Annotated in this window: 21 protein-coding genes and 5 tRNA genes; 14 read left to right on the top strand and 12 right to left on the bottom strand. The window is 54.7% G+C overall.

Annotated features, from left to right (window positions below; all coding sequences use genetic code 11):
• Nucleotides 1–24 precede the first annotated feature (24 nt).
• The 7 genes from SK50_RS18195 (at nucleotide 25) to pdxK (ending at nucleotide 6,778) form a co-directional block, all read left to right on the top strand.
• Nucleotides 25–924 carry a Dyp-type peroxidase gene (locus SK50_RS18195; RefSeq protein ID WP_045344323.1) on the top strand — a complete coding sequence of 300 codons (900 nt, stop codon included), beginning with the start codon at nucleotides 25–27 and terminating at the stop codon, nucleotides 922–924.
• Nucleotides 925–1,100: 176 nt separating this feature from the next.
• Entirely contained in the window at nucleotides 1,101–2,114 is a 1,014-nt protein-coding gene (locus SK50_RS18190) for a sulfate ABC transporter substrate-binding protein (protein ID WP_017383479.1), read from the top strand.
• Nucleotides 2,114–2,947 (top strand): sulfate/thiosulfate ABC transporter permease CysT, encoded by an 834-nt coding sequence (gene cysT, locus SK50_RS18185; RefSeq protein ID WP_017383478.1) that lies wholly within the window; start codon nucleotides 2,114–2,116, stop codon nucleotides 2,945–2,947. Before SK50_RS18190 ends, cysT begins: the two co-directional genes overlap by 1 nt.
• The gene (gene cysW, locus SK50_RS18180) at nucleotides 2,947–3,822 is read left to right on the top strand and encodes a sulfate/thiosulfate ABC transporter permease CysW (protein WP_003861305.1); all 876 of its coding nucleotides are present in this window, start codon (nucleotides 2,947–2,949) and stop codon (nucleotides 3,820–3,822) included. The genes cysT and cysW overlap by 1 nt, the downstream gene beginning before the upstream one ends.
• A complete protein-coding gene (cysA, locus tag SK50_RS18175) occupies nucleotides 3,812–4,906 on the top strand; it encodes a sulfate/thiosulfate ABC transporter ATP-binding protein CysA (protein ID WP_017383477.1) in 1,095 nt (364 codons plus the stop codon). The genes cysW and cysA overlap by 11 nt, the downstream gene beginning before the upstream one ends.
• A gap of 118 nt (nucleotides 4,907–5,024) precedes the next feature.
• Nucleotides 5,025–5,936, top strand: a complete 912-nt coding sequence (gene cysM, locus SK50_RS18170) for a cysteine synthase CysM (RefSeq protein ID WP_017383476.1) — start codon at nucleotides 5,025–5,027, stop codon at nucleotides 5,934–5,936.
• Between the two features lie 5 nt (nucleotides 5,937–5,941).
• The gene (pdxK, locus tag SK50_RS18165) at nucleotides 5,942–6,778 is read left to right on the top strand and encodes a pyridoxine/pyridoxal/pyridoxamine kinase (RefSeq protein WP_017383475.1); all 837 of its coding nucleotides are present in this window, start codon (nucleotides 5,942–5,944) and stop codon (nucleotides 6,776–6,778) included.
• A gap of 44 nt (nucleotides 6,779–6,822) precedes the next feature.
• Here the strand turns inward: pdxK and crr are convergent, their stop codons facing one another.
• The 5 genes from crr to cysZ form a co-directional block, all read right to left on the bottom strand.
• Nucleotides 6,823–7,332, bottom strand: a complete 510-nt coding sequence (gene crr / locus SK50_RS18160) for a PTS glucose transporter subunit IIA (RefSeq protein ID WP_003861316.1) — start codon at nucleotides 7,330–7,332, stop codon at nucleotides 6,823–6,825.
• A gap of 40 nt (nucleotides 7,333–7,372) precedes the next feature.
• On the bottom strand, nucleotides 7,373–9,100 hold the full coding sequence (ptsI, locus tag SK50_RS18155; protein WP_048229788.1) for a phosphoenolpyruvate-protein phosphotransferase PtsI: 1,728 nt from the start codon (nucleotides 9,098–9,100) through the stop codon (nucleotides 7,373–7,375).
• Nucleotides 9,101–9,145: 45 nt separating this feature from the next.
• On the bottom strand, nucleotides 9,146–9,403 hold the full coding sequence (gene ptsH, locus SK50_RS18150) for a phosphocarrier protein Hpr (RefSeq protein ID WP_000487600.1): 258 nt from the start codon (nucleotides 9,401–9,403) through the stop codon (nucleotides 9,146–9,148).
• Between the two features lie 317 nt (nucleotides 9,404–9,720).
• Complete coding sequence (cysK, locus tag SK50_RS18145; RefSeq protein WP_006811453.1) at nucleotides 9,721–10,692, bottom strand: cysteine synthase A; 972 nt, start codon at nucleotides 10,690–10,692, stop codon at nucleotides 9,721–9,723.
• Between the two features lie 163 nt (nucleotides 10,693–10,855).
• Nucleotides 10,856–11,617, bottom strand: a complete 762-nt coding sequence (gene cysZ, locus SK50_RS18140; RefSeq protein ID WP_006811452.1) for a sulfate transporter CysZ — start codon at nucleotides 11,615–11,617, stop codon at nucleotides 10,856–10,858.
• 229 nt (nucleotides 11,618–11,846) lie between these two features.
• Between cysZ and zipA the strand changes: the two genes are divergently transcribed.
• The 3 genes from zipA (at nucleotide 11,847) to SK50_RS18125 (ending at nucleotide 15,143) form a co-directional block, all read left to right on the top strand.
• Entirely contained in the window at nucleotides 11,847–12,842 is a 996-nt protein-coding gene (gene zipA / locus SK50_RS18135; RefSeq protein WP_015572226.1) for a cell division protein ZipA, read from the top strand.
• 68 nt (nucleotides 12,843–12,910) lie between these two features.
• On the top strand, nucleotides 12,911–14,926 hold the full coding sequence (gene ligA / locus SK50_RS18130; protein ID WP_017383473.1) for an NAD-dependent DNA ligase LigA: 2,016 nt from the start codon (nucleotides 12,911–12,913) through the stop codon (nucleotides 14,924–14,926).
• A gap of 1 nt (nucleotide 14,927) precedes the next feature.
• A complete protein-coding gene (locus SK50_RS18125; protein WP_003861328.1) occupies nucleotides 14,928–15,143 on the top strand; it encodes a DUF3820 family protein in 216 nt (71 codons plus the stop codon).
• Here the strand turns inward: SK50_RS18125 and SK50_RS18120 are convergent.
• On the bottom strand, nucleotides 15,140–16,135 hold the full coding sequence (locus tag SK50_RS18120) for a bile acid:sodium symporter family protein (protein ID WP_045344326.1): 996 nt from the start codon (nucleotides 16,133–16,135) through the stop codon (nucleotides 15,140–15,142). The genes SK50_RS18125 and SK50_RS18120 overlap by 4 nt on opposite strands.
• 89 nt (nucleotides 16,136–16,224) lie before the next feature.
• On the opposite strand from SK50_RS18120, the gene SK50_RS18115 reads away from it, so the two are divergent.
• On the top strand, nucleotides 16,225–17,166 hold the full coding sequence (locus tag SK50_RS18115) for a LysR family transcriptional regulator (RefSeq protein ID WP_017692971.1): 942 nt from the start codon (nucleotides 16,225–16,227) through the stop codon (nucleotides 17,164–17,166).
• On the opposite strand, the gene SK50_RS18110 is transcribed toward SK50_RS18115, so the two are convergent.
• The 4 genes from SK50_RS18110 to SK50_RS18095 all read right to left on the bottom strand — a co-directional run bounded on the left by SK50_RS18110 (nucleotide 17,157) and on the right by SK50_RS18095 (nucleotide 17,908).
• Entirely contained in the window at nucleotides 17,157–17,498 is a 342-nt protein-coding gene (locus SK50_RS18110; protein ID WP_045344328.1) for a FlxA-like family protein, read from the bottom strand. The genes SK50_RS18115 and SK50_RS18110 overlap by 10 nt on opposite strands.
• A gap of 137 nt (nucleotides 17,499–17,635) precedes the next feature.
• Nucleotides 17,636–17,711 (bottom strand) — tRNA-Lys (locus SK50_RS18105).
• A 4-nt stretch (nucleotides 17,712–17,715) separates the two neighbouring features.
• Nucleotides 17,716–17,791, bottom strand: a tRNA-Val gene (locus tag SK50_RS18100).
• A 41-nt stretch (nucleotides 17,792–17,832) separates the two neighbouring features.
• Nucleotides 17,833–17,908: transfer RNA gene (locus tag SK50_RS18095), tRNA-Val, on the bottom strand.
• A 258-nt stretch (nucleotides 17,909–18,166) separates the two neighbouring features.
• Here SK50_RS18095 and gltX point away from each other — a divergent pair.
• Nucleotides 18,167–19,582, top strand: a complete 1,416-nt coding sequence (gltX, locus tag SK50_RS18085) for a glutamate--tRNA ligase (protein ID WP_017692972.1) — start codon at nucleotides 18,167–18,169, stop codon at nucleotides 19,580–19,582.
• Nucleotides 19,583–19,633: 51 nt separating this feature from the next.
• Here gltX and SK50_RS18080 read toward each other — a convergent pair whose 3' ends face one another.
• Entirely contained in the window at nucleotides 19,634–20,020 is a 387-nt protein-coding gene (locus SK50_RS18080) for a YfeC-like transcriptional regulator (protein ID WP_032667710.1), read from the bottom strand.
• A 1-nt stretch (nucleotide 20,021) separates the two neighbouring features.
• Nucleotides 20,022–20,384 (bottom strand): YfeC-like transcriptional regulator, encoded by a 363-nt coding sequence (locus tag SK50_RS18075; protein WP_017383468.1) that lies wholly within the window; start codon nucleotides 20,382–20,384, stop codon nucleotides 20,022–20,024.
• A gap of 217 nt (nucleotides 20,385–20,601) precedes the next feature.
• On the opposite strand from SK50_RS18075, the gene SK50_RS18070 reads away from it, so the two are divergent.
• Together SK50_RS18070 and SK50_RS18065 are read left to right on the top strand one after the other, a co-directional pair.
• Nucleotides 20,602–20,677, top strand: a tRNA-Ala gene (locus tag SK50_RS18070).
• 41 nt (nucleotides 20,678–20,718) lie between these two features.
• Nucleotides 20,719–20,794 (top strand) — tRNA-Ala (locus SK50_RS18065).
• Nucleotides 20,795–20,962 lie beyond the last annotated feature (168 nt).

Here is a 20,962-nt window from a genome sequence, read left to right as displayed (position 1 = left end):
GGCATCTTTTTTTCAGGAGGAGCGATGTCTCAGGTTCAGAGTGGCATTTTGCCAGAACATTGCCGCGCGGCGATTTGGATTGAAGCCAACGTCAAAGGGGACGTGGATGCCCTGCGCGCGGCCAGCAAAGTTTTCGTTGATAAACTGGCCACCTTCCAGGCCAAATTCCCCGAAGCCCATCTGGGCGCGGTGGTTGCCTTTGGCAATACCGTCTGGCGTCAGCTGAGCGGCGGCGAAGGCGCAGAAGAGCTGAAAGACTTTATTCCTTATGGCAAAGGTCTTGCGCCCGCCACCCAGTATGACGTCCTGATCCATATCCTCTCCCTGCGCCATGACGTGAATTTCTCCGTCGCTCAGGCAGCGATTGAGGCCTTTGGTGACAGCATCGACGTGCAGGAAGAGATCCACGGTTTCCGCTGGGTGGAAGAGCGCGATTTGAGCGGCTTCGTCGACGGCACCGAAAACCCGGCCGGGGAAGAGACGCGTCGCGAGGTGGCTGTAATCAAGGATGGCGTGGACGCGGGCGGCAGCTACGTGTTCGTCCAGCGCTGGGAGCATAACCTCAGGCAGCTCAACCGCATGAGCGTGCATGACCAGGAGATGATGATTGGCCGCACCAAAGACGCCAATGAAGAGATTGACGGCGATGCGCGTCCGGTCACGTCCCACCTGACCCGCGTTGACCTTAAAGAAGACGGTAAGGGGCTGAAGATTGTTCGCCAGAGCCTGCCGTACGGCACCGCGAGCGGTACGCACGGCCTGTACTTCTGCGCTTACTGTGCGCGCCTTTACAACATCGAACAGCAGCTGCTGAGCATGTTTGGCGATACCGACGGCAAGCGTGACGCCATGCTGCGCTTCACCCGTCCCGTGACCGGCGGCTACTACTTTGCGCCGTCCGTTGAGCGCCTGCTGGCGCTGTAAATCGCTCTCCATTCGTAGGCCGGGTAAGCGTTAGCGCCACCCGGCAATTTCTCCCGCACCCCTTATTCCCTTTTCTGCTTCTAAATCACCAAACGGTATATAAAACCGTTACTCCTTTAGACTCCGTTATAAATATTATGACTATAAGATAGTCATCACATTTATAAGGGTGCGCAATGGCCGTTACTGTACTGAAAAAAGGATCGCTGGCACTGGCAGGTTTACTGCTGGTGGCGCAGGCGCAGGCAACCGAGTTGCTGAACAGTTCTTATGATGTTTCACGCGAGCTGTTTGCCGCCCTTAATCCCGCATTTGAACAGCAGTGGGCGAAAGATAACAACGGCGACAAGCTGACCATCAAACAGTCGCACGCTGGTTCATCCAAGCAGGCGTTGGCCATTTTGCAGGGGCTGAAAGCGGATGTGGTGACCTACAACCAGGTCACGGACGTGCAGATCCTGCACGACAAAGGCAAGCTGATCCCGGCGGACTGGCAAAGCCGCCTGCCGAACAACAGTTCGCCGTTCTACTCCACCATGGGCTTCCTGGTGCGCAAGGGCAACCCGAAAAACATTCACGACTGGAACGACCTGGTGCGTTCTGACGTCAAGCTGATTTTCCCGAATCCGAAAACCTCCGGCAACGCGCGTTATACCTATCTGGCGGCGTGGGGCGCGGCGGACAAAGCTGACGGTAACGATAAAGCGAAAACCGAACAGTTTATGACCCAGTTCCTGAAAAATGTCGAAGTGTTTGACACCGGCGGCCGGGGCGCAACCACCACTTTCGCCGAGCGCGGGCTGGGCGATGTGCTGATCAGCTTTGAATCCGAAGTGAACAATATTCGTAAACAGTACGAAGCGCAGGGCTTCGAAGTGGTTATCCCGAAAACCAACGTTCTGGCCGAGTTCCCGGTGGCGTGGGTGGATAAAAACGTCAAAGCCAACGGCACAGAGAAAGCGGCAAAAGCCTATCTCAACTATCTGTACAGCCCGCAGGCGCAGACGGTGATTACTGACTATTACTACCGCGTTAATAATCCGGACGTGATGAACAAGCTGAAAGACAAATTCCCGCAGACCGAGCTGTTCCGCGTGGAAGATCATTTCGGCGCCTGGCCTGAGGTGATGAAAACGCATTTTGCCAGCGGCGGTGAGTTAGACAAATTGCTGGCGGCGGGGCGTAAGTAATGTTTGCAGGATCAACAAGACGTGTGCTGCCGGGTTTTACCTTAAGCCTCGGGACCAGCCTGCTGTTCGTCTGTCTGATTTTATTGTTACCGCTCAGCGCTCTGGTGATGCAGCTCGCTGAGATGAGCTGGTCCCAGTACTGGGAAGTGGTCACCAATCCGCAGGTGGTGGCAGCCTACAAGGTCACGCTGCTGTCTGCGTTCGTGGCCTCGATTTTTAACGGCGTGTTTGGCCTGCTGATGGCATGGATCTTAACCCGCTATCGCTTCCCGGGCCGCACGCTGCTCGACGCCCTGATGGATCTGCCGTTTGCCCTGCCGACGGCGGTGGCCGGTTTGACGCTGGCGTCGCTGTTCTCCGTGAACGGCTTTTACGGCGAATGGCTGGCGAAGTTTGATATTAAAGTGACCTATACCTGGATCGGTATCGCGGTGGCGATGGCCTTCACCAGCATCCCGTTTGTGGTACGTACCGTGCAGCCGGTGCTGGAAGAGTTAGGCCCCGAATACGAAGAGGCCGCGGAAACCCTGGGCGCCACGCGCTGGCAGAGTTTCCGTAAGGTTGTGCTGCCGGAACTTTCTCCGGCCTTGCTGGCGGGGGTGGCGCTTTCCTTTACCCGCAGCCTCGGTGAATTTGGCGCGGTCATTTTTATCGCCGGGAACATCGCGTGGAAAACCGAAGTGACCTCGCTGATGATTTTTGTCCGTTTGCAGGAGTTTGATTATCCGGCCGCGAGCGCGATTGCCTCGGTGATCCTTGCCGCGTCGCTGCTGCTACTGTTTTCGATTAACACTCTGCAAAGTCGCTTTGGTCGACGTGTGGTAGGTCACTGATGGCGGAAGTTACGCAATTGAAGCGCTATGACGCGCCCCGCATCAACTGGGGCAAATGGTTTCTGATTGGTACCGGCGTGCTGGTCTCCGCATTCATTCTCGTCGTGCCGATGGTGTACATCTTCGTGCAGGCCTTCAGCAAAGGGATTATGCCCGCGCTGCAAAACCTGGCCGATCCGGACATGCTCCACGCCATCTGGCTGACGGTGATGATTGCTCTGATCACCGTCCCGGTGAATCTGGTGTTTGGCGTATTGCTGGCCTGGCTGGTAACGCGCTTTAACTTCCCGGGGCGTCAGCTGCTGCTGACCCTGCTGGATATCCCGTTTGCGGTGTCTCCGGTGGTGGCGGGTCTGGTTTATCTGCTCTTCTACGGCTCCAATGGCCCGCTGGGCGGCTGGCTGGATGAACACGACCTGCAAATCATGTTCGCCTGGCCGGGGATGGTGCTGGTGACCGTCTTTGTCACCTGTCCGTTCGTGGTGCGCGAGCTGGTGCCGGTGATGCTCAGCCAGGGCAGCCATGAAGATGAAGCCGCGGTGCTGCTCGGCGCTTCCGGCTGGCAGATGTTCCGCCGCGTCACGCTGCCGAATATCCGCTGGGCACTGCTTTACGGCGTGGTGCTGACCAACGCCCGTGCGATCGGTGAGTTTGGCGCGGTGTCGGTGGTATCCGGCTCGATTCGCGGCGAAACCCTGTCGCTGCCGTTACAGATTGAATTACTGGAACAGGACTACAACACCGTCGGTTCCTTTACTGCCGCAGCGTTGCTGACGCTGATGGCGATTTTGACCCTGTTTTTGAAGAGTGTGGTGCAGTGGCGTTTAGAGAATCAGGAAAAACGTCAGCATCAGGAGGGAAATCATGAGCATTGAGATTGCCAATATTAAGAAGTCTTTTGGTCGCACCCAGGTGCTGAATGATATCTCGCTGGATATCCCTTCCGGACAAATGGTGGCGCTGCTGGGGCCGTCTGGCTCCGGTAAAACCACGCTGCTGCGTATTATCGCCGGGCTTGAACACCAGACCAGCGGACATATTCGCTTCCACGGTACGGACGTTAGCCGCCTGCATGCCCGCGACCGTAAAGTGGGCTTTGTATTTCAGCATTATGCGCTGTTCCGCCACATGACGGTATTCGACAACATCGCGTTTGGCCTGACCGTGCTGCCGCGTCGTGAACGTCCAGATGCCGCCGCCATCAAAGCGAAAGTGACCAAACTGCTGGAGATGGTGCAGCTTGCGCATCTGGCGGACCGCTTCCCGGCTCAACTTTCCGGCGGGCAGAAGCAGCGCGTGGCGCTGGCGCGTGCGTTAGCCGTTGAACCGCAAATCCTGCTGCTGGACGAACCGTTTGGCGCGCTGGATGCGCAGGTGCGAAAAGAGCTGCGCCGCTGGCTGCGTCAGCTGCATGAGGAACTCCAGTTCACCAGCGTTTTCGTGACCCACGATCAGGAAGAGGCGATGGAAGTGGCCGATCGCGTGGTGGTAATGAGTCAGGGCAACATTGAGCAGGTTGACGAGCCAGAGCAGCTCTGGCGTGAACCGGCGACCCGCTTTGTGCTGGAGTTTATGGGGGAAGTAAACCGCCTTCAGGGCACCATTCGCGGCGGTCAGTTCCACGTTGGCGCGCACCGCTGGCCGCTGGGGTATACCTCCGCGCATCAGGGGCCGGTGGATCTGTTCCTGCGTCCGTGGGAAGTGGACGTCAGCCGCCGTACCAGCCTGGATTCACCGCTTCCGGTGCAGGTGCTGGAAGCTAGCCCTAAAGGGCACTACACCCAATTGGTGGTACAGCCCCTGGGCTGGTACACCGAGCCGCTGACCGTGGTTATGCGTGACGACGTGCCGCCACACCGGGGGGAGCGCCTGTTTGTCGGGCTGCAACACGCGCGCATTTATCACGGTAACGAGCGCATTGAAACGCGCGAGGATATTGCTCTGGCGGAGTCAGCCTGATAGGTTATTAGTATGTTTATCGCCCGGTGGCGCTGCGCTGACCGGGCCTACAGTTATCACTGCGTCTTGTAGGCCGGGTAAGCTAAGCGCCACCCGGCTTTTTTATTGAGTAAAAATCGTGAATACACTCGAACACACCATCGGCAACACCCCTCTGGTCAAACTTCAGCGCATGGGGCCTGATAACGGCAGCGAAATCTGGGTCAAACTCGAAGGCAATAACCCGGCGGGGTCGGTGAAAGACCGGGCGGCACTGTCGATGATTGTCCAGGCCGAGAAGCGCGGTGAAATTAAGCCAGGCGACGTGCTCATTGAGGCCACCAGCGGAAATACCGGTATCGCGCTGGCAATGATTGCCGCCCTGAAAGGCTACCGCATGAAGCTGCTGATGCCGGATAACATGAGCCAGGAGCGCCGGGCCGCCATGCGCGCCTATGGAGCCGAGCTGATTCTGGTGAGCAAAGAGCAGGGGATGGAAGGGGCGCGAGATTTAGCGTTAGCGATGGCGGAGCGCGGGGAAGGCAAGCTCCTCGACCAGTTCAACAACCCGGACAACCCGTACGCGCACTACACCACCACCGGCCCGGAAATCTGGCAGCAAACCGACGGGCGCATCACCCACTTTGTCTCCAGCATGGGGACCACGGGCACGATCACCGGTGTGTCACGCTTTCTGCGCGAACAGGAGAAGCCGGTGACGATTGTCGGCCTGCAACCGGAAGAGGGGAGCAGTATTCCGGGCATCCGCCGCTGGCCGGCGGAGTATATGCCGGGCATCTTTAATGCGCAGCTTGTGGACCAGGTGCTGGATATTCATCAGCGCGAGGCGGAAAATACCATGCGTGAGCTGGCCGTGCGTGAAGGTATCTTCTGCGGCGTCAGCTCTGGCGGTGCCGTAGCGGGCGCGATCCGGGTGGCTGAGTCCACGCCGGGGGCGGTGGTCGTAGCGATTATTTGCGATCGCGGCGACCGTTATCTGTCTACCGGCGTCTTTGGTGAAGAGAGTTATTCGCAGGGGGCGGGGATTTAAGCGTCATGGAGATGATTTTATTCCGGGATAAAACCCGGGCGCAGCAAACCGATATTGTCGCCGTACAGTCGCAGGTGGTGTACGGCAGCGTGGGAAACAGCATCGCGGTGCCGAATATTCGAACCCACCGGCTGAACGTTACCGCCGTGCCAACGGTGCTGTTCAGCAATACGCCGCACTACGACACCTTCTACGGCGGGGTGATCCCGGACGAGTGGTTCAGCGGCTACCTTAAGGCGCTGGAAGAGCGCGAGATCCTGCGCGAGCTTAAAGCGGTCACCACCGGCTATATGGGCAGCGCCAGCCAGATCGCGCTGCTGGCGCAGTGGCTGAAGGCAATCAAAGTGCAACATCCCGATCTGCTGGTGCTGGTCGACCCGGTAATTGGGGATATCGATAGCGGGATGTACGTGAAGCCGGATATTCCTGAAGCCTACCGTGAGCATCTGCTCCCGCTGGCCCAGGGCATTACGCCCAACGTGTATGAACTGGAAGTGCTGAGCGGCAAACCGTGCCGTACGCCGGAGAGCGCCATTGCCGCCGCGCAGGGGCTGCTGTCCGACTCGCTGAAATGGGTAGCGATCACCAGTGCGCCAGTGTCTGACGATCCGCAGAATATCCACGTTGTGCTGGTGAGCGAAGAAGGTGTTACCGTAAGCGCGCACCCGCGCGTAGAGACGGATCTGAAAGGAACGGGCGATCTGTTCTGTTCGGAGCTGGTCAGCGGCATTGTGGGAGGGAAAACCGTTGCCGATGCCATTCGCATGGCGGGCGATCGGGTGACTGACGTTATGATCTATACGCAGTCGAAAGGCTATGACGAGCTTATCCTGCCGGCATAAACAAAAATGGCGCCCGAAGGCGCCATTTTTCTGTGCGGCAAGAATTACTTCTTGATGCGGATAACCGGGGTTTCACCCACGGTGACGCTGCCAGACAGTTTGATCAGTTCTTTGATTTCGTCCATGTTGGAGATAACAACCGGAGTCAGGGTAGACTTCGCTTTTTCTTCCAGCAGCGGCAGATCGAATTCAATTACCGGGTCGCCAACTTTAACACGCTGGCCTTCTTCTGCGATACGTTTGAAGCCTTCGCCTTTCAGTTCAACGGTGTCGATACCGAAGTGAACGAACAGTTCGATACCGCTATCGGATTCGATAGAGAACGCATGGTTGGTTTCAAAAATTTTACCGATGGTGCCGTCAACTGGAGCAACCATTTTGTTGCCAGTTGGTTTGATAGCAATGCCATCACCAACGATTTTCTCAGCAAACACTACATCCGGCACGTCTTCGATGTTGACGATCTCGCCGGAGAGCGGAGCAACAATCTCAATAGTTCCGGAGTCTTTCTTGTCATCAGAAACCAGAGATTTCAGTTTATCGAACAAACCCATGATCTTCTCCTAAGCAGTAAATTGGGCCGCATCTCGTGGATTAGCAGATTGTTTTTTCTTCAATGAACTTGTTAACCAGCGTCATTAACTCGTCCGTTGTCGGTTGAGCAAGAGCCTGCTCTGCTAACACCTTCGCATCTTCGAAGTTCGTGTTACGGATAATCTTCTTAATGCGCGGGATGGAAATGGCGCTCATAGAGAATTCGTCCAGACCCATACCCAGCAAGAGAAGTGTAGCACGTTCGTCGCCTGCAAGCTCACCACACATGCCAGTCCATTTACCTTCTGCATGAGAAGCATCAATAACTTGCTTGATCAAATTCAGTACGGACGGTGACATTGGCTGGTAGAGATGTGAAATCATATCATTACCACGGTCAACTGCCAGGGTGTACTGCGTTAAATCATTGGTACCGATACTAAAGAAATCAACTTCTTTGGCTAAATGACGCGCAATGGTCGCGGCTGCCGGTGTTTCCACCATCACGCCGATCTCAATGGATTCGTCAAATGCTTTACCTTCGTCGCGCAGTTCCTGTTTGTAGATTTCGATCTCTTTCTTCAGTGCACGCACTTCTTCAACAGAGATGATCATCGGGAACATGATGCGCAGTTTACCGAAAGCGGAGGCACGCAGAATAGCGCGAACCTGGTCACGCAGGATCTCTTTGCGATCCATGGCGATACGCACGGCACGCCAGCCCAGGAACGGGTTCTCTTCTTTCGGGAAGTTCATGTACGGCAGCTCTTTGTCGCCACCGATGTCCATGGTACGGACGATTACAGCCTGCGAGCCGCACGCTTCCGCAACCGCTTTGTACGCTGCAAACTGCTCTTCTTCCGTTGGCAGAGCGTCGCGATCCATGAACAGGAATTCAGTACGATAAAGACCTACACCTTCCGCGCCGTTGCGCTCAGCGCCGTCAACGTCACGTACGGTACCGATGTTAGCGCACACTTCAACCTGATGGCCGTCCAGCGTGATAGCTGGCAGATCTTTCAGTTTAGCGAGTTCCGCTTTCTCGGTAGCAACCAGCTCCTGAACGGAACGCAGCTGCTCGATCACATCGTTAGTTGGGTTGACGTAAACCACATTGTTTACGGCATCCAGAATCAGATAATCGTCGTTTTTCACCTGGGAGGTAACGCTACCGGTACCCACAATGGCTGGCAGCTCCAGAGAACGCGCCATGATTGAGGTGTGGGAGGTACGTCCACCTGCATCAGTAATGAAACCCAGCACCTTGTTCAGGTTCAGCTGTGCGGTTTCAGACGGGGTCAGGTCAGCGGCAACCAGGATGACTTCGTCCTGAATCGCGCTCAGATCGATGATGGCCAGACCCAGGATGTTGCGCAGCAGGCGCTTACCGATGTCACGTACGTCAGCCGCACGTTCTTTCAGGTATTCATCGTCCAGCTCTTCCAGGGCAGATGCCTGACCTTCGATAACTTCATGCGCAGCCGCGTCGGCCGTCATGCCTTTATCTTTAATCAGGGCTATGATTTCCTGCTCCAGCTCCTCATCTTCGAGCAGCATAATGTGCCCTTCGAAGATGGCTTCTTTTTCTTCACCGAAAGTTTCGCCAGCTTTAGTTTTAATCGCTTCCAGTTGCGCAGATGCCTTGGCACGACCGCTCAGAAAACGTTCAACTTCCTGATCAACCTTGTCGGCAGAAATTTTTTTCCGGTCAATGACGATTTCGTCTTCTTTCAGCAGCAATGCTTTGCCGAAAGCGATACCCGGGGATGCTAAAATGCCTGAAATCATAACCCTACCTTACTTGTGACTGATATTGAAAAGAACCCGGTAAACTTACTCGAGTTCAGCCATCAGCTTAACCAGATGCTCAACTGCTTTCTGCTCGTCTTCACCTTCAGCGGAGATGGTAACAACGGTACCCTGAGTCAGGCCCAGAGTTTGCAGCTTGAACAGGCTTTTTGCGCTAGCGCTTTTGCCGTTGGAAGTCACAGTGATTTCAGAAGTGAAGCCTTTCGCTTCTTTAACAAACTGAGCAGCAGGGCGGGTGTGCAGACCGTTCGGAGCGGTAATGGTAACTTCTTGCTGGAACATTGTATTTCCCCAACTTATAGGTTTAGTGTTGTGGAACTAAAGTCTAGCCTGGCGACTTAACTTTAGCCTGTATAGTTAGCGCTGACGTTTCAATCGTCATTAAACATTATGCAGTGAAAGCAAGACTTGAACCAAATCATAAAATCGATTCAGCAGCGCTATTTCGTTCACCGATTAATTTCGCGCATCAAAATAATTGCTGGTTTAAATACCAGACCCAACGGGGTGAAGCAATGCCAGGAGGGGTAAAACTTTGAAGCAGGCCACAAAAAAGCACCTGAAAAGGTGCTTTTTTACGCGTTTTTAACATTCTGGCATCACTGTTGCAGTTCTTTCTCTGTGAAGAGATCGGCAAACAGTGCTGTGCTTAAGTAACGCTCACCCGAAGACGGTAGGATAACCACAATGTTCTTATTGGTAAAGGTTTCATCTTCCAGCAGTTTGAGGGCTGCCGCAACCGCCGCACCGGAAGAGATACCCGCCAGAATGCCTTCCTCGTCCATCAGGCGACGCGCCGTGGAGATGGCTTCTTCATTGGTAATGGCGACGACTTTATCGATCAGCTTCAGATCCAGGTTGCCTGGAATAAAGCCAGCGCCGATACCCTGGATTTTGTGTGGGCCAGGTTTGATCTCTTCGCCTGCCAGCGCCTGAGCGATCACCGGTGAGTCGGTTGGCTCAACGGCAACGGTAATCAGATCTTTTTTACCTTTCGTGCCTTTAATATAGCGAGACACACCGGTCAGCGTACCGCCGGTGCCTACGCCGGAGATAAACACATCAACCTGACCGTCGGTATCTTCCCAGATTTCCGGGCCGGTGGTTTTCTCATGAATTTCCGGGTTGGCCGGGTTGCTGAACTGCTGGAGCAGCAGATACTTTGCCGGATCGCTGGCAACAATTTCTTCGGCCTTCTGAATCGCGCCCTTCATGCCTTTTGCGCCTTCGGTCAGGACCAGGTTCGCACCCAGCGCTTTCAGCAGCTTACGACGCTCAATGCTCATGGTTTCAGGCATAGTCAGCGTCAGCTTGTAGCCACGCGCCGCCGCAACATAGGCCAGAGCGATACCGGTATTGCCGCTGGTGGGTTCAACCAGCTCAACGCCAGGTTTCAGCACGCCACGCTTTTCAGCATCCCAAATCATATTCGCACCGATACGGCATTTAACGCTGAAGCTTGGGTTACGAGATTCGACCTTCGCCAGAATGCGTCCATTACCGATACGGTTCAGTCGAACCAGGGGCGTATGACCGATAGTCAGCGAGTTGTCTTCATAAATCTTACTCATGGCCTGTCCTTAACTGTATGAAATTGGGATACCGACCCAGCATACCTGTTGAACAGGTATGGGGAAGTAAGGAAATCGCATATCTATATGCTGCAAGGAAATAATGGGGATCAGTATGGAATAAGGGGCGGCATAAGCCACCCCTCTTTTACACATTTTTGCATTACTTCCATAACGCGTGCTTAGCACGGTAGCAGTCCACCCACATCGCCGTCGCGCCGCAAACGGCGACGGGCATGATGAACAAATTCAGGAAAGGGATCATGGTGAACAGGCTGGTCAGCGCGCCAAACTGCATGTTGGCAACCTTCTGAGTGCGCAGGGCAGTGCGCATCTCTTTAAACGGCACTTTGTGGTTATCGAACGGATAATCACAGTACTGGATAGCGAGCATCCAGGCGCTGAACAGGAACCACAGCACGGGCGCGACCGTCTGGCCAATCCCGGGTACAAAATAAAGAATAAGCAGCACAATCGCCCGCGGCAGGTACCAGGCGAACTTCTGCCATTCACGCTTCATGATGCGGGGGAGATCTTTCACGATCCCCAGTACGCCCGTGTCAGGTGGCGTCGCACCGGTAAGGCGCGCTTCCAGCTGTTCGGCAAGCAGACCGTTGAACGGCGCGGCTATCCAGTTTGCTATCGTCGAAAAGAAATAGCCGAAAACCAGCAGCACGGAGATAACCGCAATCGGCCAGAGCAGGTAGTCTAGCCACTGTAACCAGTCCGGCACATAGCTCATCAGGGAAGGGATCCAGCTTTCCAGTCTGGTGAACAGCCACCAGAAGGCCCCGCCCATCAGAATAATGTTGATCAGTAACGGCAAAATAACGAAGCGTCGAATGCCCGGCAGGGAGACCAGTTTCCAGCCCTGAGAAAAGTACCAGACCCCGCTGCGTGGGGCAGAAGAAGATGTTGAAACCATACCAGGCTGTACTCCTTTTTACACAACCAGTGGAATTGCCCGCCTATATTATCCAGTTACGGGCCAATGACCAGTTCGGAAATGTTCGAAAAACCAGCAAAAAGCACGATTTAGTTCATCTTTATGCTGTGAATGCTCTGCATACACTTGCACTTGACGTAAACGGCAAATACTCTTAGTGAGTAAATGTTTGCCGTGGTGGCAAGGTGTTAGAACAACAGAGAATATAATGATGCAGGATTTGCGTCTGATATTAATCATTGTTGGCGCGATCGCCATAATCGCTTTACTGGTACATGGTTTCTGGACCAGCCGTAAAGAGCGTTCCTCTATGTTTCGCGATCGTCCACTGAAGCGCATGAAGTCCAGTCGTGACGACGATGACGTTGAAGACGACATCGACGGTCCTGACGACGACGGCGTGGGTGAAGTTCGTGTTCATCGGGTCAATACTGCGCCCGGCGCAGCGCATGGAGAGCATGAAGCCCCCCGCGCTCCGCAGCACCAGTATCAACCACCGTATGCTTCTGCCCAGCCGCGCCAGCCAGCGCCGCCGCCAGTGGAAGAACCTGTTCGTCATCCGCCGCAGCAGCCTGTGCAACAGCAGCCCGTTGCGCCACAGCCTGTACAGCCGCAACCTGTGCAACAGCCTGCACAGCCAGTGCATCAGCCACAGCCTGTTCAGCAGCCGCAGCCGGTACAACAACCGCAGCCGCAGCCTGAACCGCCTGCGCCACAGCCCGCTCCGCGCGTTGAGCCAGAGCCGGTCGCAGAGCCAGAACCGGTTGTTGAAAAGCCGCAGCGTAAAGAAGCAGTGATCATCATGAACGTGGCTGCTCATCATGGCACCCATCTGAACGGTGACGTGCTGCTTAACAGCATCCAACAGGCAGGCTTCAAGTTCGGCGACATGAATATTTTCCATCGCCACCTGAGTCCTGACGGTAGCGGTCCGGCGCTGTTTAGCCTGGCCAATATGGTCAATCCAGGCACGTTTGACCCGGAAATGACCGGTGATTTCGTCACGCCGGGGGTTACGATCTTTATGCAGGTGCCGTCCTACGGTGACGAGCTGCAAAACTTTAAGCTGATGCTACAGTCCGCTCAGCACATCGCCGACGAAGTGGGCGGTGTGGTGCTCGACGATCAGCGTCGAATGATGACGCCGCAGAAACTGCGCGAGTATCAGGACCGCATCCGCGAAGTTAAGGAAGCGAACGCGTAATCGTCGCGTTAACTTCACCTCCTCCTCAACCCCCGCCTGTCGGGGGTTTTTCTCATTGATGGTGCGATATGGACTCAATCGAACAACAACTTACTGAACTGCGAACCACGCTTCGCCATCATGAATATCTCTATCATGTTATGGACGCACCGGAAGTGCCGGATGCGGAATATGACCGCCTGATGCGTGAACTGCGCGAGCTGGAAGCGCAGCACCCCGAACTGATTACGCCCGATTCCCCAACGCAGCGCGTTGGCGCGGAACCGCTGGGCGCTTTCAGCCAGGTGCGACATGAAGTGCCGATGCTGTCGCTGGATAACGTGTTTGATGAAGAGAGTTTTCTGGCTTTCAACAAGCGTGTGCAGGATCGCCTGAAGAGCATCGACAATCTGAGCTGGTGCTGCGAGCTAAAGCTGGATGGTCTGGCCGTTAGCATTCTTTATGAGAACGGCGTGATGGTGCGTGCCGCAACGCGCGGCGACGGCACTACCGGGGAAGACATCACCACTAATGTGCGCACTATTCGTGCGATCCCGCTGAAACTGCGTGGCGATAACATTCCCGCCCGGCTGGAAGTGCGCGGGGAAGTGTTCCTTCCGCAGGCGGGCTTCGAGAAGATCAACGAAGAAGCGCGTCGTACCGGTGGGAAAGTGTTTGCAAACCCGCGTAACGCGGCGGCAGGTTCGCTGCGTCAGCTCGATCCACGAATCACCGCGAAGCGACCGCTTACTTTCTTCTGCTACGGCGTCGGGATCCTGGAAGGCGGTGACCTGCCAGATACTCACTTGGGTCGTTTAATGCAGTTCAAAGAGTGGGGGTTACCGGTTAGCAACCGCGTGCAGCTCTGCGACTCTCCGGAGGCGGTGCTGGCGTTCTATCACAAGGTTGAAGAGGATCGTCCCACGCTCGGGTTTGATATTGATGGCGTGGTGATCAAGGTTAACTCGCTGGCGTTGCAGGAACAGTTAGGATTTGTGGCCCGTGCGCCGCGCTGGGCGGTAGCCTTTAAGTTCCCGGCGCAGGAGCAGATGACCTTCGTTCGCGACGTGGAGTTTCAGGTAGGGCGTACGGGGGCGATTACGCCTGTGGCGCGTCTGGAGCCTGTGCAGGTGGCTGGCGTGCTGGTAAGTAACGCCACGCTGCATAACGCCGATGAAATTGCCCGCCTGGGCCTGCGCATTGGTGACAAAGTGGTGATTCGCCGCGCGGGCGACGTGATCCCACAGGTGGTTAACGTTGTTGAGTCTGAACGTCCTGCCGATACCCGTGCCATCGAGTTTCCAGCCCACTGTCCGGTATGTGGTTCGGACGTTGAGCGCGTGGAAGGTGAAGCGGTAACGCGCTGTACGGGCGGGTTAATCTGCGGCGCGCAGCGTAAAGAGTCCCTGAAGCACTTTGTCTCCCGCCGGGCGATGGACGTCGACGGAATGGGTGACAAGATTATCGACCAGTTAGTTGAGAAAGAGTACGTCCATACGCCAGCGGACCTCTTTACCCTGACGGCAGGTAAGCTGACCGGTCTTGATCGTATGGGGCCGAAATCTGCCCAGAACATCGTTAACGCGCTCGAGGCGGCCAAAAACACCACCTTTGCCCGTTTCCTTTACGCGCTTGGCATTCGTGAAGTCGGAGAGGCGACGGCGGCAGGGCTGGCGGCGTATTTCGGCACGCTGGACGCGCTGGAGAAAGCCACCATCGACGAGCTACAGAAAGTCCCTGATGTCGGCATTGTGGTCGCTACCCACGTTTTCAACTTCTTCGCCGAAGAGAGCAACCGTGAAGTGATCGGTAAATTACTGGAACAGGGCATTCACTGGCCTGCACCGGTAGTGGTTAATGCCGAAGAGATCGACAGCCCGTTTGCCGGTAAAACGGTGGTGCTGACCGGCAGCCTGAGCCAGCTCTCGCGCGATGACGCGAAAGCGCGCCTGGTGGCGTTGGGGGCAAAAGTGGCGGGCAGCGTATCGAAGAAAACCGACCTGGTGATTGCCGGGGAAGCGGCCGGTTCGAAGCTGGCAAAAGCGCAGGAGCTTGGCATCGAGGTAATCGACGAAGCGGAAATGATGCGCCTGTTAGGAGAGTGACGTGGAAAAAGAGCAGCTCGTTGAGATCGCCAATACGGAGATGCCGTTCGGTAAATATAAGGGTCGCAGGCTGATTGATCTACCGGAAGAGTATCTGCTGTGGTTTGCCCGTAAGGATGAGTTCCCCGCCGGGCGTCTGGGCGAGCTGATGGCTATCACGTTACTGATCAAAACAGAGGGGTTGACCCAGCTGGTTCAGCCCCTGAAACGTCCTTAAACTTTCGCGGCGCGGGTCTCATCCTGCGCCAGCTTTTCAGTCTGCGCCTTGTAACGCCGCGCCAGTACCGCACACACCATCAGCTGGATCTGATGGAAAATCATCAGCGGCAACACCATCATCCCAATGACGGACGTCGGGAACAGAATATTGGCCATCGGGATCCCGTTGGCCAGGCTCTTTTTCGATCCGCAAAATACAATGGTGATTTCATCGGCCTTATTGAAGCCGCATTTGCGGGCCACAAAGACGTTAACCGCGATGACAATGGCCAGCAAAACGATGCTTACCACCACAATAAACAGCAGCGATCCAGCGCCCACCCTGTGCCAGATGCCGTTCACCACGGCTTCGCTGAAGGCCGTGTAAACCACCAGCAGAATTGAGCTTTGGTCCGTTTTCCCGATCCATTTTTTATGTTTTGCCACAAACGCCCCAATCCAGGGACGGGATAAGTGTCCGAGCACAAACGGCAGCAGCAGTTGCAGACAAATTTTACCCACCTGCTCCAGATTGCCTTCCGCCCCGTGCATGTTCATCAGCAGACCGACCAGTAGCGGTGAAACAAAGATCCCCAGCAGGCTGGAAGCGGAAGCAGAACAAACCGCCGCCGCGACGTTACCGCCCGCCAGCGAGGTAAAGGCAATAGCGGACTGCACGGTGGCCGGCAAAATGCACAGATAAAGGAAACCGGTATACAGCGCCGGATCGACATTCACCGGCGCCCACCAGGCGAACAGCACGCCCAAAACCGGGAAGAGGATAAAGGTGCTGCACATTACCCACAGGTGCAGTCGCCAGTGGCTACCGCCTGCAATAATGGCTTCCCGGGAGAGTTTGGCGCCATGCATAAAGAACAGCAGGGCAATGGCTGCCGTGGTCAGTCCTTCAATAACCGGAACGAAACTGCCCCGCGCCGGGAAGAACGAGGCCAGCAAGACGACACTAATCAGGGTCAGCGTAAACGGATCAAGGATACGAAAAAGTTTCATAATCACTCCTGAAAATAGATGCCGCTATTGTGCTTTCTTCCCTTTGAGAAATAAAATTGATTTATTGCATCCATTCATGAATTAAACAGATGAATTATTCGTTACGTCAGCTTCGCGTTTTCGTCACCGTCGCGCAGGCCCGCAGCTTTAGCCGGGCAGGGGAGATCATTGGCCTCAGCCAGTCGGCGGTGAGCCATAGCGTTAAGGAGCTTGAAACGCAAACGGGAGTGAAGCTGCTCGACCGTACGACGCGAGAAGTGGTACTCACCGAAGCGGGACAGCAGCTGGCAATGCGACTGGAAAGGCTGCTGGATGAACTGAACAGTACGCTCAGGGATGTTGGCCGGCTCGGACAACAGCTTTCCGGTACCGTGAGAGTGGCGGCGAGCCAGACGATTTCAGCGCATCTTATTCCCCAGTGTATCGCTGAAAGTAATCACCGCTATCCGGATATCGATTTTGTTTTGCACGACAGGCCGCAGCAGTGGGTACTGGAGAGTATCCGTCAGGGGGATGTGGATTTTGGCATCGTTATTGATCCCGGAGCGGTAAGCGACCTGGAATGTGAAGTGGTGCTCTCGGAGCCCTTTTTATTGCTCTGCCGCGATGATGATCCGCTGGCATCGCTGCCACACGTGGCCTGGCAGGCCTTGCAGGGGGCAAACCTGGTGTTACAGGATTATGCATCAGGCAGCCGTCCGCTGATAGATGCCGCTCTGGCCGCGCAGGGCGTTAAGGCAACCATTGTGCAGGAGATTGGGCATCCTGCCACGCTCTTCCCGATGGTCGAAGCGGGGATTGGCATCAGCGTTCTGCCGGCGCTGGCGCTGCCACTGCCGCAGGGGAGTCGTTTAACGGTGAAGCGTTTCGTACCCTGTGTCGAACGCCAGCTGATGCTGGTACGCCGTAAAAACAGGTCACTTTCCGGCGCGGCGCATGCCTGCTGGGATGTGGTGCGTATGCAGGCCGAACGTTTGATGGAGGCCCGCACACGCGATCCACTTTTTAACGAAACCAATAATCAGATGTAGATATTAATCTGATGCTCCGCGGAGGGCTTATTGATGCCTTCCGCGACTGCCTGACCTTTTTCCTGTTTTGGCATCGCCTCTTCTGCCTGCTGACGCTGCAATTGCGCCAGCTGTGCCTGCAACATAGCCAGCTGAGATTCGAGTAATTCCTGCTGCTTTTGCTTCTCTTCTGCTGTGGCATCACCCATGGCCACTTCTTTGAGCTGCTGAGTGACTTTCGTTATCTGTTTGGTCAGACGGGTGATTTGAGAAGCAATGTCGTTTCCGCCGAAGCTGTTATCTACGCTGCCGATTTCCATCGCCGACAGAGAAACGGGCTTAAGAGTTGTCATATTGAGATCCTTTTCGCCATAAAATAGAGGTATCGGCAAAGAAGGCGTGAGCTTGAGTAAAACAAGCGGTCTGGCTGCAATGGGGATGTGCTATATCGCAGATAGCAAAAAAGCGCCTTTAGGGCGCTTTTTTACATTGGTGGGTCGTGCAGGATTCGAACCTGCGACCAATTGATTAAAAGTCAACTGCTCTACCAACTGAGCTAACGACCCGAAATGGTGGGCGATGACGGGCTCGAACCGCCGACCCCCTCCGTGTAAAGGAGATGCTCTACCAACTGAGCTAATCGCCCAATCTCAATGCTTATCTACACTGCGAGTCTACCGAAGTAGATGGTGGGTGATGACGGGCTCGAACCGCCGACCCCCTCCGTGTAAAGGAGATGCTCTACCAACTGAGCTAATCACCCCCGCTGTGTGGAGTCGCATTATAGGGAGAGTTGAAAATGAGTCAACGCATTTTCTAAAGTTTTTATTCGTTCGTCGTAAAATTAGTCAAAACGATCGCAAAACGGACTGTGGCGCATGATTTATAAACAAAAACAGCAATCTCGAACCGGATAAAGTGATCGACATTGAGGAATCGGCCCACAGTGATAGAATATTGCCCATTGTTTTCTTCCCGGAATTTGCCGATTACCGGCATCTTTATAACGTAAGGCCATTTCATGAAAATCAAAACTCGCTTCGCGCCGAGCCCGACAGGCTATCTGCATGTCGGTGGTGCACGTACCGCTCTCTACTCCTGGCTTTTCGCACGTCACAACAACGGTGAGTTTGTGCTGCGTATTGAAGACACCGATCTGGAGCGCTCAACGCCGGAAGCAATTGAAGCCATTATGGATGGGATGAACTGGCTGAATCTGGCGTGGGACGAAGGCCCATACTTCCAGACCAAACGTTTTGACCGCTATAACGCCGTAATTGACGAGATGCTGGTGGCAGGCACGGCCTATAAGTGCTACTGCTCCAGGGAGCGTCTGGATGCGCTGCGTGAAGAGCAAATGGCAAAAGGCGAAAAACCGCGTTATGACGGTCGTTGCCGCCATGACCACAGCGAGCATGCCGCGGATGAGCCTTGCGTAGTGCGTTTTGCTAACCCACAGGATGGCTCTGTTATCTTTGATGACCAGATCCGTGGCCCGATCGAATTCAGCAACCAGGAGCTGGATGACCTCATCATTCGTCGTACTGACGGATCGCCAACCTATAACTTCTGCGTAGTTGTGGACGACTGGGATATGGAAATCACTCACGTGATCCGTGGTGAAGACCATATCAATAACACCCCGCGTCAGATCAACATTCTGAAAGCGCTGAACGCGCCTGTACCGGTGTATGCGCACGTATCAATGATCAACGGTGACGACGGTAAAAAGCTGTCCAAACGTCATGGCGCGGTGAGCGTGATGCAGTACCGTGATGACGGCTATCTGCCGGAAGCGCTGCTGAACTACCTGGTGCGTCTGGGCTGGGCTCATGGTGACCAGGAGATCTTCAGCCGCGAAGAGATGATCGAGCTGTTCTCTCTGAACTCTGTCAGCAAATCAGCCAGCGCGTTCAACACTGATAAACTGCTGTGGCTGAACCATCATTACATCAATACCATGCAGCCAGAATATGTGGCGACTTATCTGCAATGGCACATTGAACAGGCAAACATCGATACCCGTACGGGCCCTGAACTGGCGGATCTGGTGAAGCTGCTTGGCGAGCGTTGCAAAACGCTGAAAGAAATTGCTGAAAGCTGCCGTTACTTCTATGAAGAGTTTGACGCGTTCGACACCGACGCGGCCAAGAAACACCTGCGTCCGGTTGCGCGTCAGCCGCTGGAAGTGGTGCGTGACAAACTCGAAGCCATTACCGAATGGACTGCGGAAAATGTTCACCACGCGATTCAGACTACCGCTGATGAGCTGGAAATTGGCATGGGTAAAGTCGGTATGCCGCTGCGCGTTGCGGTGACGGGGGCAGGCCAGTCTCCGGCGCTGGACGTGACCGTTCATGCCATCGGCAAATCACGTAGCGTTGCGCGTATCAACAAAGCGCTGGGCTTTATTGCTGAGCGTGAAAGCCAGCAGTAATACTCGTGTAATACAAAAAACGGCAGGGTAACCTGCCGTTTTTTATGCCTGTTATTCAGCAATACCAAGACGCGTGAGAAAACCCTGCAACCCTTCACGAGCGAGCAACTTGTGCAAACGTTCCTGTTCGACAGTCGTCATGTTTTCCAGCGAGTCGATAATTTGTGGAAGCAGGCAGGATGAGGTTGCCACGCCGTAGTGGGAAGGGCTTTCCGCCACATGGTATACAGCCCGACGGTTACGAATGGCGGGAAGACTAATGATGTGCTCCTTAACGTGCGCATCAATACATATCACCCTCGCTCTTCCGCCTTTTACACCGTTGATACCCTCCGTTTTCCATCCCTTCTGTCGTATCCAGCGATTAACGGTTTGTCGGGCTACGCCCAGACTGTCCGCCAGCTCTTCCGTGGTCATTTTGCTGCGTAATCTTTTCATATCAGCGTTGGTCGCGAATCCCTAAACGTTGTAACAAGCCGGTAATCCCTTCCCGCAGTAACAGTGATGTCATCTGCTTTTGCTCTTCCGGCGTCATTTCATTCGCCAGCGTCAGGAGCAGGGCATGAAGCGAGCCCTCGTGGTACGTCTTATCTGGCAGTTCCGGCGTCTCTGTTGCCCTGCGCGCGCTGCGAATAAAGTCGCGCACTTTTTCATTGACGTGTACCAGACGCGCTTTGCCACCCTGAACGCCTGGCTTTGGCGATGTAATCCAACCCTCTTTGCGTACCCATTTATTGATGGTCTGTCGGCTATAACCAGTGAGCAGGGCTAACTCTTCTGGCGTCATTCGTTCCTTGATCATACAATTTCCTGAATATCTGTGGGGTTAATTAGTGGTTCATTTTATAGCACCGTTTTACGTGAAAACGTGACAAGCTTAACTCCTGGCTGCGAGCAGGCTCGCAAAGTGATTCATTTGCATGATTTTTCGGCGATTGAAAGGCGGAGGCTGAATTTGCCGTTGACACTCTGCGGCGGAATTCATATTATGCCGCCCGTCAACATGACAGCTTTACGACGGGGCTATAGCTCAGCTGGGAGAGCGCCTGCATGGCATGCAGGAGGTCAGCGGTTCGATCCCGCTTAGCTCCACCAAACTCTGAACCCAACAGAGTGCGGTAGGTAAAGTAACATGTGGGGCTATAGCTCAGCTGGGAGAGCGCTTGCATGGCATGCAAGAGGTCAGCGGTTCGATCCCGCTTAGCTCCACCAAAATTTAAACCCTCGTCGCAAGACGGGGGTTTTTTTATATCTTGTAAAATATTTTAGACTGTTTTTGTTGCAATTAACGTCGTTTTCTACACCTCACCTCAATCCAAATCAATAAACAAGTCTATAAATAGACCTGAACTTGATTCGTGTTATTAATAAACCTATTAT

It is taken from the genome of Enterobacter sp. BWH64 (genome assembly GCF_001037645.1).
GTDB lineage: Bacteria > Pseudomonadota > Gammaproteobacteria > Enterobacterales > Enterobacteriaceae > Enterobacter > Enterobacter hormaechei_C.
This window is presented reverse-complemented; position numbering and strand designations above follow the sequence as displayed.